The organism is uncultured Moraxella sp. (assembly GCF_945873075.1).
Classification (GTDB): domain Bacteria; phylum Pseudomonadota; class Gammaproteobacteria; order Pseudomonadales; family Moraxellaceae; genus Moraxella.
Window position 1 is genome coordinate 42,677 of record NZ_CAMCBS010000010.1, and the last position, 13,401, is coordinate 56,077.

Consider the following 13,401-nt stretch of genomic DNA (forward strand, 5'->3'; position numbering starts at 1 on the left):
AACCAATGACAGCCTGATGGCTAAGGATTTTAAGATGAAACAAGTAAAACAAGTATATCCAGCACCACACAAACACTGGGTCGGCAATGGCTTTCATGTGCATGGTATGTTCAATTACCAAGAAACGCACAAAAACCTTGATCCGTTTTTGATGATGGATTATGCATCGCCACAGCATTTTGATGGCAATCGCAAAAGTGATTTTCGTGGCGTCGGCGAGCATCCACATCGTGGCTTTGAGACTGTGACCATCGCTTATCAAGGTGAAGTGGCGCACAAAGATTCAGCAGGCGGCGGTGGCATCATCGGCACAGGTGATGTACAGTGGATGACCGCAGGCTCAGGACTAATGCATGAAGAATTTCATTCCGAGAAATTCTCTCTTGAAGGCGGTCTGTTTGAGATGGTGCAACTGTGGGTCAATCTACCTGCCAAAGACAAAATGACACCACCAAAATACCAAGCCATCGTCAGTGATGACATCCCTGTGGTGGATTTGGACGGTGCAGGCATCGCGCGCATCATCGCAGGTGAGCTAAACGGCACGACAGGTTCAGCATCGACCTTTAGCCCTGTCAATATGTGGGATGTACGCCTAAATGCAGGCGGTGGCTATGAGTTTGCCATCCCAATCAGTCACAACCTTATCATCCTAGTACTTGATGGTACGGTACAAATCAACGGTGATGACATCGTACGCCGTGCAGAACTTGTGACCTTTGAGCGTGGTGGCGATAGCGTGCGTATCGAAGCCAATAATGATGCCAAAGTGCTGATTCTAAGCGGTGAACCGCTCAATGAGCCAATCGTCGGCTATGGTCCATTTGTGATGAATACTCGTGAAGAGATTGTCCAAGCCATGCAAGATGTCCAAAGTGGTAAATTTGGTCAGATTGCTCATTAATCCCGACCTTGCAATGAATTACGCCATATCCATTCGGTATGGCGTAATTTTTTTCCCAAGACCATCCACCCAAGTTACCAAAAGCCCACAACATTTCGCCAATTTGAATAAAATTCATGCTAAAATGAGAAGTTTTCAATATTGCTTTTTATTTGGTAATCTCATCCATGTCCACCGCTTATAAACACCGCCAAACTGCCAAAAATATTTTAGATTATGATAAATATTGGGCAAGTTGTTTTGAACCTGCACCATTTTTACCGATGTCTCGTGAAGAGATGGATATGCTCGGTTGGGACAGTTGCGATTTTATTTTAGTGTGCGGTGATGCCTATATTGACCACCCATCGTTTTGTTCAGGGGTCATTGGGCGAACGTTGGAAGCTCAAGGCTTTCGTGTTGGTATTATTGCACAGCCCGATTGGACATCAGCCGATGCGTTTAAAGTGCTAGGCAAACCTAATATTGCGTTTGGCGTAACCGCAGGCAATATGGATTCCATGATTAACCGCTATACGGCTGACCGCAAAATCCGTTCTGATGATGCCTATTCCCCTGATAATGTGCCGAATAAACGCCCTGACCGTGCGGCAACGGTGTATTGTCAGCGTTGCCGTGAAGCCTTTGGCGATGTCCCAATTATTTTAGGTGGAATTGAAGGCAGTTTACGCCGTATTGCCCATTATGATTATTGGTCAGATAAAGTACGTCGCTCGATTTTGATGGACGCAAAACCTGATATTTTGGTTTATGGCAATGGCGAGCGAGCATTAATTGAAATTATGCACCGTTTGGCTCGTGGTGAATCTATCAAAACCATTGTCGATGTGCGTGGTACGGCATTTATTTTAAATAAATCTAATCGCCATCTGAAAAAGGATTTTATCGAAATTGCTAGTAATGATGTGGATACCGTTGGGCGAGTTGACCCTATTATCAACCCTTATGTCATGATGGAAGACGTTGCCGATTGTAAAATTGAGCAAAATAAACCTAAGCAATATCAAAATTTTAATAAAGATGTGGTTGAAAATCCAATCGTTAAAGCAGGTGATGAACTGCCAAGCAATACGCAAATTGTGAATCTTAAACCATCAAAAGCAATTAAACACAAATTACCGCCACGAGAATTGGCAGTCATTCGTATGCCAAGTTTTGAGCAAGTGGCAAATGACCGTGTGATGTATGCCCATGCCAATCGTATTTTGCACCTAGAAACCAACCCCGGCAATGCCCGAGCCTTGGTGCAACGTCATGGCGATAGAGATGTTTGGCTCAATCCACCACCGATTCCGCTGACCACCGAAGAGATGGATTATATTTTTGATTTGCCTTATGCTCGCTTACCACACCCAAGTTATGGCAATGCTCGTTTTCCTGCCTTTGATATGATTAAGTTTTCGGTCAATATTATGCGGGGCTGTTTTGGGGGCTGTACCTTCTGCTCAATTACCGAACATGAAGGGCGAATTATCCAAAATCGTTCGGAAGAGTCCATTTTAAGAGAAGTGGAAAAAATCCGTGATACCGCACCAAATTTTACCGGCATTATTTCTGACCTTGGGGGGCCAACGGCGAATATGTATCGCTTGCATTGTAAAGACCCTGAAATTGAGAAGAATTGCCGTAAACCGTCATGTGTTTACCCAGGGGTGTGTCAAAATCTACATACTGACCATGCTCCACTCACCCAACTTTATCGTAAAGCTCGTGAAATCCGCGGCATTAAAAAGATTTTGATTGGTTCAGGATTGCGTTATGATTTGGCAGTTTTAAATCCTGAATATGTCAAAGAATTGGTTACGCATCATGTAGGCGGATATCTGAAAATTGCACCAGAGCATACGGAAGCAAACCCTTTATCTAAAATGATGAAACCAGGCATTGGTACTTATGACCGCTTTAAACAGATGTTTGACCGTTTTAGTAAAGAAGCAGGTAAAGAGCAATATTTGATTCCTTATTTTATCGCTGCCCACCCCGGAACCAGTGATTATGATATGATGAATTTGGCGATTTGGCTGAAGAAAAATGGTTTCCGTGCTGACCAAGTGCAAACCTTTTATCCAAGCCCAATGGCAACCGCAACGACCATGTATTATTCTGGGAAAAATCCGCTAGCGAAAGTCTCTCGCACCAGTGAAGATGTGGATATTGTCAAAGGTGAGAAACGTCGCCGCCTGCACAAAGCCTTTTTACGTTATCATGACCCCAATAATTGGGAATTGTTACGAGCAGCCTTAAAAGAAATGGGTAGAAGTGATTTAATTGGCAATAGTAAACAACATTTAATTCCAACTTATCAGCCTGCAGGTACGGGCAGTTATCAATCGGCACGCAAAAAGAACTCAACTGTCGATGGCGATAGCGTCAAACGTACCCAAAAAGGCACAGGCACATCCAAAAACCGCCAATCAGCCAATCACCCACCCAAAGGGCGAGTATTGACACAGCATACAGGATTGCCACCGCGTAAAACAGGTGCTAATAAAGCTCGTAAGGGTAAATAAACACCCTACCAACAAAAAGCCAATCATTGATGATTGGCTTTTATATTTCACTGTCAATTATTTAGACTGGCTAAATACCCATTCTTTGATGGCGTCAATATCATACGCCACTTTTCAAATCAATCATCATTCTCATTTGGCGTCAAAATCCCCATCGCTACTAGGTTTGCCTTGGCATCATCAGGCAGCTTATCAAGCAATGCTAGACGCATATTGTCATCGCCTTGTTTGAGCACAAGCTCAATGAGTGGTAAGCCATCAAACGGCAAGTCCTGCACCTGCATAGCAAAATTCGCCAAATAATACGCCCCATCGACATCCTTATCCGCCATCACACGATTATACACCACCTGCCATGCAAGCTCGCCTGCCCCACCATGCTGTATAATCAGATGAATGGCTCGTAGGGCTGTGTTTGGCGACTCACACAGGGTTAGGATTTGTTCTGAGATTTGTTTGATTGGGTTCATGGTGTTGCCTTGTGGGATTGATGGCTTGTTAATAAGGCTAAAATTCATAAAATCAAGCAATGACTATCCATAAAAAACGACCGCCAAAGCAGTCGTTTTGTCATTCATCAAGCTGCATCAATTACACCGCTTGCGTATGCTCTTCAATCAATGGCTTAAGCTCGCCTGATTGGTACATTTGCAGCATGATGTCGCTACCGCCAATCAGCTCGCCATTCACCCATAGTTGTGGGAAAGTTGGCCAGTTGGCAATCAGTGGCAAGGTGCTACGAATATCAGGATTTTCTAGGATATTCACAAACGCAAACGGACGACCGATTTGCGTCAGCACTTCTACCGCACGAGCAGAAAAGCCACATTGTGGGAACTGCGGCGTGCCTTTCATATATAGTAGCACGGCATGGTCTTTGATTTGGTTTTCAATCAATTCTTTGATTTGTGGGTTGATATCGGTCATGAGTTTTTCCTTATATAGTATATGTTCAATTATTTAAATTAATAACCTGATAGTACATGGTCAGCAAGCCATTTACCATTTTCTTTTTCCATGGTAACTAAACGCTTTGCGGATTCACCAGAAACATCCGAAGCAAACATAACTTCAAATTCTAACTTATCACGGACAGGAACAGACCATCTACCAATTGAAGTAACTGTCATGCACTGATCCAAGGGATGGTATTTAGTACTTGGGATGGTGGTAACACGACCCGTGCTATAAAAACCCGAAGATAACACTTTTCCCGCATAGATTTTTTCGTTGTCAGTTTGACAACCCATGACTTCAAGAAAAGTTGCAATATTATCTTTGGCAGCCAAAATGTGCTCATTTAAAAAACGATCATCAGTATTTGCTTGAATGTTATCTCGAATGATTTGTTTTTGTTCATCGGTAATTTTAGCCATTGGTGCCGTTGCAGCACTTGCACCAGTAACAGCGCCCACAGTACCTAGCACTTTACCGGCACCATCTAACACGCCATTAAGCTTATCCCAAAAACTAGCATTTGCAGTAGATGTAATCATTACCGAACCAAGTAATAACGGCATCATTACTTTGAGCTTCATAATAGACTCCAATAAAACAATTATGGGATGATTTATAGCATATTTAAATAAAATTCGCAATGAATTTTGGTTACTGATAAATAATTTGACGCTCAACTTATCAACTTACAACCATCGCCAAAATCCCATCACTTGTTAACACTGTCGCAAATTCACCGTGCAAATTCGCAAGACTGATGTCATGCACAAGCTGACTGTCAAAGCGCTCGCCCATCGCACTCATTCTATCAAAAGTCGCCGTAGCGTCCGATACCACAAAGGTGGTAAAGCCCAAATTGCCCGCCATGCGTGCGGTGGTAGATACGCAGTGATTGGTTGTCAGCCCCGCCAAGACAAGCGTATCAATACCTGCATGATTTAACAAGCTTTGCAAATTTGTACCGATAAATGCACTGTTCACCGTCTTATCAATCACACATTCATCCGCCATCGGTGCAGTCGCTGACATAAAGGCAAAGCCTGCGTGCTTTGGATTTAGCGGTGAATTGGACTCGGTGGAATTATGGCGAATATGAAAAATTGGCAGTTTGTGCGTCCGCCAATGGGTTAATAGCGTTAGGCAGACTTGCTCGGCATCAGGATTGTTGCGATTACCACCCCAATGCGCTTCATCGGCAAAGCCTTGTTGCAAATCTATCAACAATAACGCAGGGTTTTGATGGCTCATATCAAATCCTTTTAATCATTCATCTTTTGAAGTAATACCACACTACTGGCAAAAATGCCTTCTTTTCGTCCTAGATAGCCCATTTTTTCGTTGGTAGTGGCTTTGATACTGATACAATCCACACTTACATTTAACACGCCTGCGATACACTCACGCATAGCAAGATTATGCGGTGATAGCTTTGGCGCTTCGCAAATCACGGTCATGTCTGCATTAATAAGTTCGTAACCTTTTGATTTGACCAAATCATACACATGATTAAGCAAGACTTTGCTATCCGCCCCTTTATAAGCATCATCAGTATCAGGAAAATGCTGACCAATGTCACCGAGTGCCAACGCCCCAAGCAGTGCATCGCACAAGGCATGAAGTAGCACATCACCATCAGAATGTGCCTTGATGCCGTGCGTATGGGGAATTTGGATACCGCCAAGCGTCACAAAGTCGCCATCGGTAAATGCGTGCACATCCAAGCCCTGACCAATTCTTAGCATAATCCACCTTTTATCTCTTGAAATGATGGATTATAGCACAAAATAAGTGGGAATTTGATATAATGACCAAAACACCCTAAGGATAGCTTATGCAAATTGGTTCTGTTATGATTGATGATGGCTTGATTGAGCAAGCCATGAAAAGCACTGGACTAGATAGTCAAAGCGATGTGATTGAGCAAGGCTTAAGGCTGTTGATTGCTCATCACGCCCAGCAAAACTTGCGTGCATTGCGTGGCAAGCTGTCTTGGGATGGGGATTTGGCTCAACTGCGTGATAATTCTCATGGGACAAGCGTATGATTGTCGTTGATACCAGTGTTTGGATTGACTATTTTAATGGTCGCCAAACACCACAGACAGAAACTTTGGACAATCACTTGCAATTTTCACAAGTAGCGATTTTTGATGTGATTTTAATGGAAATACTACAAGGTTTCCGCAATCCAAAAGAATATGAACAAGCCAAAACATATCTAGAATTATTGCCCTGTTTTGAGATTTTGGGCAAACAAAATGCCTTAAGCTACGCACAGTTTTATCGCACACTTCGCACAAAAGGTATCACCATCCGCAAAAGCAATGATGTTATGATTGCGGGCTTTTGTATTTTACATAATTTACCCTTGCTTTTTTGCGATAGAGATTTTCAACCTTTTGTTGAGCATTTGAATTTAACATCCGCTTTTTATCATCATTAATTTAAGAAAAACTATGACCACACCCTTTACCCTAGCTGATGTCGCAAGCACACTTGGCAAAGCACCCAAAGACATCAAAGTCATCGTCGGTATGTCTGGCGGTGTTGATAGCTCTGTTTCTGCCGTACTTTTAAAAGAAGCAGGCTTTGCCGTTGAAGGCTTGTTTATGAAAAATTGGGAAGAAGACGACGGCACCGAATACTGCACCGCCCTTGAAGACCTAGCAGACGCCCAAGCCGTTGCCGACAGCATTGGTATTCATCTACACACCGCCAATTTTGCGATGGAATATTGGGACAGAGTGTTTGAGCATTTTTTGGCAGAATATGGCGCAGGTCGCACGCCAAACCCTGATATTTTGTGCAATAAAGAAGTCAAATTCAAAGCCTTTTTGGATTATGCTTTGACATTGGGCGCAGACTTTATCGCCACAGGGCATTATGCTCGTCGTAGCTTTGCGGTAGATGGCAAGGCAGAGCTACTTCGTGGACTTGATGGCAACAAAGACCAAAGCTATTTTTTGCACGCGGTCAGTGGGGATAAAATCGCTCGTACGCTGTTTCCTGTAGGCGAACTTGAAAAGCCTGCCGTGCGTGCCATTGCCGAAAAGTGGAATCTTGCCACCGCCAAGAAAAAAGACAGCACAGGCATTTGCTTTATTGGTGAGCGCAAGTTCAAAGACTTTTTACAAACTTATCTGCCTGCCAAACAAGGCGACATCTACACCGATGATGGCGTATGCATCGGCAAGCACGATGGTCTTATGTACTATACCATCGGTCAGCGTGGCGGGATTGGTATCGGCGGGGTGTCGGGTCGCCCTGAAGAACCATGGTTTGTCCTACATAAAGACCTTGAAAACAACCGTCTAATCGTCGGTCAAGGACATGAGCACCCTTATTTAATGTCCACCGAACTCACCGCCTATAAGCTAGATTGGGTGGTTGCACCGCCTGCTGATGGAGTGAGACTTACCGCCAAAACTCGCTATCGCCAACCTGACCAAACTTGCACCGTGTACCATGACGGCGATAAAGTCAAAGTGGTGTTTGATGAGCCACAACGAGCCGTGACCTTAGGGCAATCTGTTGTTTTTTATGATGGTGATGTGTGCCTTGGCGGTGGTGTGATTGATGGTTGTAATGTGAAAATTGACTAAAATAGATTAATTCTCAAGCCAAAAAGACGGTAGTTAGCCGTCTTTTTTTCATATTTTTTTTAGTATTTTTGAAGTATTTCACTAGAATTGTAAGCGTTTTTGCTGATAAATACTTTGATAAAAATCCATCGCCGCCGTCACGCCGACTTGCTCAATCGGAATGATGGCAGTGGATGCGCCAAGTTTGATGGTCAAATAGCGTGCATCGAGTGCAAAATCACCCACCTTGTGCCACGCCCACTCTTTAGTCTTGCCACTCATCGTCTCACGGATGCCCGTATCGGTGATTTCAATCACCGCAGGCTTACACCAAAACGACAGCAAGCCAATAATCAATGCATAGACCAATACGATGGACGCAATTAATACCACCACCCCAACCCAAGGAAAACCCGAACCTTGATTGATAGACTGCACGCCAAAGACAGCTGCATAAGCGACAATCAGCATCGCAAGCCAATCAAATTTATAAATAAAATATCGGTTCAGCTCTTTGATTGTCAAATGATAATGTAGCTTCATTGCACATCTCCTTTGATTTGTTTTATCTTATTTTAATTTAAAAGCACTTAGCCACCACCTTATCAAATATCCACAAGCCAAGTCAAACCTGCTAACAATTCATAAAATTTGTGCAACACAGCCACTTTTTGACCACAAATCCCCAAAACTGTGTAAACTTTTGTTATAATACGCCAAGCCCTTTTTCTTGATGATTTTAAGGATTATCCATGACCCTATCTACCCTTACCGCCCTATCACCACTTGACGGTCGCTATGCATCAAAAGTCGATGCACTGCGCCCTTTTTTGTCTGAATTTGGTCTGATTCACGCTCGCGTCACTGTGGAAGTTCGCTGGCTACAAGCCCTAGCCAATCACCCAGAGATTGGTGAAATCGCCCCGTTTTCGGCAGAGACCAATGCTCGCCTTGATGCGATTGTAGCGAATTTTTCTGAAAGCGACGCCGAGCGCATCAAAGAAATCGAACGCACCACCAACCACGATGTCAAAGCGGTTGAATATTTCCTAAAAGAACAAATCGCCGATATCGCAGAGCTTGCCAATGCCGGTGAATTTATCCATTTTGCCTGCACATCAGAAGACATCAACAACCTATCTCACGCCTTGATGCTCAAATCTGGTCGTGATGTGCTAGTGGCAAGTATGCAAAAAATCGTCGATGAAATCGCTGCTCTTGCCGACAAACACGCAGGTCAACCGATGCTGTCTCGCACACATGGTCAAACCGCCAGCCCAACCACTTTGGGTAAAGAAATGGCGAATGTCGCTTATCGTCTGCATCGCCAAGTTCAGCAGTTCAAGGCGGTTGAATTATTAGGTAAAATTAACGGTGCAGTCGGTAACTACAATGCCCATCTATCTGCTTATCCTACCATTGATTGGCCAAAGCACTCAAAAGCATTTGTAGAAAGCCTAGGTTTGACCTTTAACCCATATACCACACAGATTGAGCCGCACGACTACATGGCAGAGATGTTTGATGCCTTGCGTCGTTTTAACACCATTTTGATTGACTTTAACCGTGATGTTTGGGGTTATATTTCACTTGGTTATTTCAAACAAAAATTAAAAGAAGGCGAAGTAGGTTCTTCAACCATGCCACACAAAGTCAATCCGATTGATTTTGAAAATTCAGAAGGTAACTTAGGGATTGCCAATGCGGTATTGGCTCATTTGGGCGAAAAACTACCAATCTCTCGCTGGCAGCGTGATTTGACCGACTCAACGGTTCTGCGTAATATGGGTGTTGGCTTTGCCCAAAGCTTGATTGCTTTTGATGCGTGTTTAAAAGGCATTGGTAAGCTTGAGTTAAATGCCGACCGCTTGGCAGAAGACCTTGATAATGCTCAAGAAGTACTTGCCGAGCCAATCCAAACCGTGATGCGTCGTTATAATGTCGAAAAACCATACGAAAAACTCAAAGCCCTAACTCGTGGTCAGGCGATGACTCGTGAAATGATGGTAAACTTCGTCAATGGTGATGAATTGGCAACCGTACCGGCAGCCGACCGTGAACGCTTGGCTGTCATGACCCCTGCGACTTATACAGGTAATGCTGAAGCGCAAGCCCGTGCGTTAAAAGATTATTTGAAATAATGATTTAAAATAATCCTTTGCATAACACAAATAGCGACTGATAACGGTCGCTATTTTTTGCTATATACAATACACCGCTTAGGTATCGCTTTAACATAAAAAAACCGCATTAACATTAAATGGCTAATGCGGTTAATTTTTTGTGTCAAACTTAATCAGTTTTTGCCACCAGTCAAGGCGCTGATCTTTTTGGTGACAACCACCGCCACAGGCAAGCTAATCACTGCACCGACGACAATTGCACCGGCAATATGCATCGCTTTATCAAAGCCTGTCACAAAGGCGATAATCATCAAAATCCCAATAATCACAGTGAACGCAATCGAAAAAATAGCACTAAATAATGGTAAATTCATCTTAACACCCCATTGATTGTGTGGAATACTATAGTTATACACCTTTTTTGCACAAATGTTAAGTACTTTTACAAAAAATTCCATGAATATTTTATGGGTATGATCAGATGGTTAAAAATTTGAGTAATTTTGAATGAATTGCCTGTTATTTACCAATTTTTATGCTAAAATTAAGCGTTTTTGGTTGGCAATTTGCTAAGCCACCACCCTTTTATGATGCAAAAACTGCAAAATCTAAATTCGCCAACATTCGGCAAAGGATTTTTTTATGAAAACCATGACATTGAACGAAGTTCGTCAAGCTTTTATTGATTTTTTTGTTAGCAAAAATCACACCCATGTACCATCATCCAGCCTAATTCCGCACAATGACCCAACCTTGCTATTTACCAACGCAGGGATGAACCAATTCAAAGATACTTTTCTAGGTCTAGAAAAGCGTGATTATGTGCGTGCCGTCACTTCCCAAAAATGCGTGCGTGCAGGTGGTAAGCACAATGACCTTGATAATGTCGGCTATACAGCACGCCATCACACTTTCTTTGAGATGCTCGGCAACTTCTCTTTTGGTGATTATTTTAAGGCGAACGCCATCGCTTATGCGTGGGAGTTTTTGACTTCAGAAGATTGGCTTGCCCTGCCAAAAGACCGCCTATATGTCACCATCTATGAGACCGATGATGAAGCTTTTGATATTTGGCACAAAGACATCGGACTTGCGCCTGAACGCATCATCCGCATTGGTGATAACAAAGGTGGTGCGTATCAATCGGACAACTTTTGGATGATGGGTGATACTGGCCCATGCGGTCCATGTACTGAGATTTTTTATGACCACGGCGACCACATCGAAGGCGGTCTGCCAGGCACACCAGAAGAAGATGGCGACCGCTATATCGAAGTGTGGAACTGTGTCTTTATGCAGTTCAACCGCCAAAAAGACGGTACGATGGAAGCTCTGCCAAAGCCATCTGTCGATACCGGTATGGGGCTTGAGCGTATCAGCGCCATCATGCAGGGCGTACATGGCAACTACGAAGTGGATGTCTTTGTTAATCTGATGAACGCCGCCGCCAAGCTACTTGGTATCGAAAACCAAGACCAGCCATCACTTAAGGTCATCGCCGACCATATCCGCGCGGTGTCATTCCTAATCGCTGATGGCGTACGCCCAAGCAACGAAGGTCGTGGCTATGTGCTACGCCGTATCATCCGCCGTGCTGTGCGTCATGGCAATAAGCTTGGCGCTGACGGTACATTCTTTTATCAAATGGTGCCTGCTTTGGCAGCCGAGATGGGTGCAGCCTACCCACAGCTGAACGAAAAACTGAATGAAGTCCAAGCCGTCATCCAAAAAGAAGAAGAGCAATTCGCCAAAACCCTAGCTCAAGGCCTGCGCCTACTCTCAGGCGAGCTTGAGAAGCTCAATAACGGCGATACACTTGATGGCGAAACCGTGTTCAAGCTATATGACACTTATGGTTTCCCTGTCGATTTGACCGCTGACATCGCTCGTGAGCGTGATATCAGCATTGACGAAGCAGGCTTTGAGACGCATATGCAGGCACAGCGTGAGCGTGCTCGTGATGCGGGTAAATTTGATGTCGATTATTCAGCTGCTATCAAGGTGGACACCCCGACACAGTTCTTGGGTTATGACAGCCTAGCCGCTGACACTGATATCGTAGGACTATACCAAGACGGCAAAGAAGTAGAAATGCTTGGTGAAGGTGATACAGGTGTAATTGTCCTGACTGCGACGCCATTTTATGCTGAAGGCGGTGGCCAAGTCGGTGAAACAGGCGAAATCAGCACCGAGACAGGGGTATTTGCGGTCGAAGATACCAAAAAATCAGGTCAAGCCATTATCCATCATGGCACAGTAAAAATGGGTCAAATCACGGCGAAGCAGGCGGCTAGCGCTCAAGTGATCTTTGATGTGCGTGCTGCATCTGCCAAGAACCATTCAGCCACCCACCTACTGCACGCTGCCTTACGCACTGTGCTTGGTGATGGCGTCGCCCAAAAAGGCTCATTGGTCTCAAGCGAAGTGCTACGATTTGACTTCTCATACGATGGTAGCATCTCAGCGGATGAATTGGCACAGGTCGAACGCTTGGTCAATGAACAAATCCAAAAGAACACCGCAGTCAGCATCGAGCACATGGACATCGATAGCGCCATGAAAAAAGGCGCAATGGCACTATTTGGCGAAAAATACGGCGAGACTGTGCGTGTACTGACGATGGGCGAAAAAGCGGACAAAACGCCATTTTCTATCGAGCTGTGCGGTGGTATCCATGTTCTACGCACAGGTGATATCGGTATGTTTAAGATTGCATCAGAAAGCGGTATCGCTGCCGGTATCCGCCGTGTCGAAGCCTTGACCGGTATGGGTGCACTACGCTATATCCAAGCTGGTGAACGCACCTTGACCACATTGGCAAACAACCTAAAAGCCAAACGCAACGAAATCTTGCCACGCATCACAAGCCAAAGCGAGAAACAGCGTGAACTTGAAAAACAAATCGAACAGCTGAACCAAAAACTAGCCAGCGTACAAGCAGTAAGCCTAGTGGATAACACCATCAGCGTTGGCGATTATCAGCTACTCATCGCCAAAGTCGCAGGCATTGATGGCAAGAGCATTCGTGGCTTGACCGATACGCTCAAATCACGCCTAAATAATGCCATCATCGTCCTAGTCGGCGAGACCGATGATCTTGCCATCACCGCAAGCGTCGCCAAAGGCGCTCAAGACAAGGTCAAAGCAGGCGACATCATCCGTCATCTGGCAGGTGAGCTTGGTGGAAAAGGCGGTGGCAAGCCTGACTATGCTCAAGGCGGCGCACCAAAATCGGATAAACTGGCAAGCGTGCTTGATGCACTGACTGCCAAGCTTACTGCGGATTTGGCATAAGCTTATCCCAAATCATCCGATGCAATTTGTTGC

Annotated in this window: 14 protein-coding genes; 7 read left to right on the plus strand and 7 right to left on the minus strand. The window is 44.5% G+C overall.

The window, feature by feature from the left end; genetic code table 11:
• Nucleotides 1–34: 34 nt before the first annotated feature.
• Together Q0N89_RS04985 and Q0N89_RS04990 are read left to right on the plus strand one after the other, a co-directional pair.
• Complete coding sequence (locus Q0N89_RS04985) at nucleotides 35–904, plus strand: pirin family protein (protein ID WP_294034031.1); 870 nt, start codon at nucleotides 35–37, stop codon at nucleotides 902–904.
• Between the two features lie 167 nt (nucleotides 905–1,071).
• Nucleotides 1,072–3,414 carry a YgiQ family radical SAM protein gene (locus Q0N89_RS04990; protein ID WP_294034033.1) on the plus strand — a complete coding sequence of 781 codons (2,343 nt, stop codon included), beginning with the start codon at nucleotides 1,072–1,074 and terminating at the stop codon, nucleotides 3,412–3,414.
• Between the two features lie 119 nt (nucleotides 3,415–3,533).
• Here Q0N89_RS04990 and Q0N89_RS04995 read toward each other — a convergent pair whose 3' ends face one another.
• The 5 genes from Q0N89_RS04995 to ispF form a co-directional block, all read right to left on the minus strand.
• Nucleotides 3,534–3,884, minus strand: coding sequence for a hypothetical protein (locus tag Q0N89_RS04995; RefSeq protein WP_294034034.1), 351 nt, complete (start codon nucleotides 3,882–3,884; stop codon nucleotides 3,534–3,536).
• Between the two features lie 121 nt (nucleotides 3,885–4,005).
• Nucleotides 4,006–4,341, minus strand: coding sequence for a Grx4 family monothiol glutaredoxin (grxD, locus tag Q0N89_RS05000; RefSeq protein WP_078253135.1), 336 nt, complete (start codon nucleotides 4,339–4,341; stop codon nucleotides 4,006–4,008).
• A 38-nt stretch (nucleotides 4,342–4,379) separates the two neighbouring features.
• A complete protein-coding gene (locus tag Q0N89_RS05005) occupies nucleotides 4,380–4,952 on the minus strand; it encodes a hypothetical protein (protein ID WP_294034035.1) in 573 nt (190 codons plus the stop codon).
• A gap of 100 nt (nucleotides 4,953–5,052) precedes the next feature.
• Nucleotides 5,053–5,619, minus strand: coding sequence for a cysteine hydrolase family protein (locus Q0N89_RS05010; RefSeq protein ID WP_294034036.1), 567 nt, complete (start codon nucleotides 5,617–5,619; stop codon nucleotides 5,053–5,055).
• A gap of 11 nt (nucleotides 5,620–5,630) precedes the next feature.
• Nucleotides 5,631–6,113 (minus strand): 2-C-methyl-D-erythritol 2,4-cyclodiphosphate synthase, encoded by a 483-nt coding sequence (ispF, locus tag Q0N89_RS05015; RefSeq protein ID WP_294034037.1) that lies wholly within the window; start codon nucleotides 6,111–6,113, stop codon nucleotides 5,631–5,633.
• 89 nt (nucleotides 6,114–6,202) lie between these two features.
• On the opposite strand from ispF, the gene Q0N89_RS05020 reads away from it, so the two are divergent.
• Genes Q0N89_RS05020 through mnmA form a run of 3 tightly spaced genes read left to right on the plus strand, consistent with a single transcriptional unit; the run spans nucleotide 6,203 to nucleotide 7,972 of the window.
• Nucleotides 6,203–6,415: a type II toxin-antitoxin system VapB family antitoxin gene (locus Q0N89_RS05020; protein ID WP_078253132.1), complete on the plus strand. Its 213-nt coding sequence runs from the start codon at nucleotides 6,203–6,205 to the stop codon at nucleotides 6,413–6,415.
• Complete coding sequence (locus Q0N89_RS05025; RefSeq protein ID WP_294034038.1) at nucleotides 6,412–6,813, plus strand: PIN domain nuclease; 402 nt, start codon at nucleotides 6,412–6,414, stop codon at nucleotides 6,811–6,813. Before Q0N89_RS05020 ends, Q0N89_RS05025 begins: the two co-directional genes overlap by 4 nt.
• 13 nt (nucleotides 6,814–6,826) lie before the next feature.
• Nucleotides 6,827–7,972, plus strand: coding sequence for a tRNA 2-thiouridine(34) synthase MnmA (gene mnmA, locus Q0N89_RS05030; RefSeq protein WP_294034039.1), 1,146 nt, complete (start codon nucleotides 6,827–6,829; stop codon nucleotides 7,970–7,972).
• Nucleotides 7,973–8,053: 81 nt separating this feature from the next.
• On the opposite strand, the gene Q0N89_RS05035 is transcribed toward mnmA, so the two are convergent.
• Nucleotides 8,054–8,494, minus strand: a complete 441-nt coding sequence (locus Q0N89_RS05035; RefSeq protein WP_294034040.1) for a hypothetical protein — start codon at nucleotides 8,492–8,494, stop codon at nucleotides 8,054–8,056.
• Between the two features lie 209 nt (nucleotides 8,495–8,703).
• Here Q0N89_RS05035 and purB point away from each other — a divergent pair, with 209 nt between their 5' ends.
• Nucleotides 8,704–10,092 (plus strand): adenylosuccinate lyase, encoded by a 1,389-nt coding sequence (gene purB / locus Q0N89_RS05040; protein WP_078253128.1) that lies wholly within the window; start codon nucleotides 8,704–8,706, stop codon nucleotides 10,090–10,092.
• A 155-nt stretch (nucleotides 10,093–10,247) separates the two neighbouring features.
• On the opposite strand, the gene Q0N89_RS05045 is transcribed toward purB, so the two are convergent.
• Nucleotides 10,248–10,448 carry a hypothetical protein gene (locus Q0N89_RS05045; RefSeq protein ID WP_294034043.1) on the minus strand — a complete coding sequence of 67 codons (201 nt, stop codon included), beginning with the start codon at nucleotides 10,446–10,448 and terminating at the stop codon, nucleotides 10,248–10,250.
• Between the two features lie 268 nt (nucleotides 10,449–10,716).
• Between Q0N89_RS05045 and alaS the strand changes: the two genes are divergently transcribed.
• Entirely contained in the window at nucleotides 10,717–13,368 is a 2,652-nt protein-coding gene (alaS, locus tag Q0N89_RS05050) for an alanine--tRNA ligase (RefSeq protein ID WP_294034045.1), read from the plus strand.
• The last annotated feature ends 33 nt before the right edge of the window (nucleotides 13,369–13,401 follow it).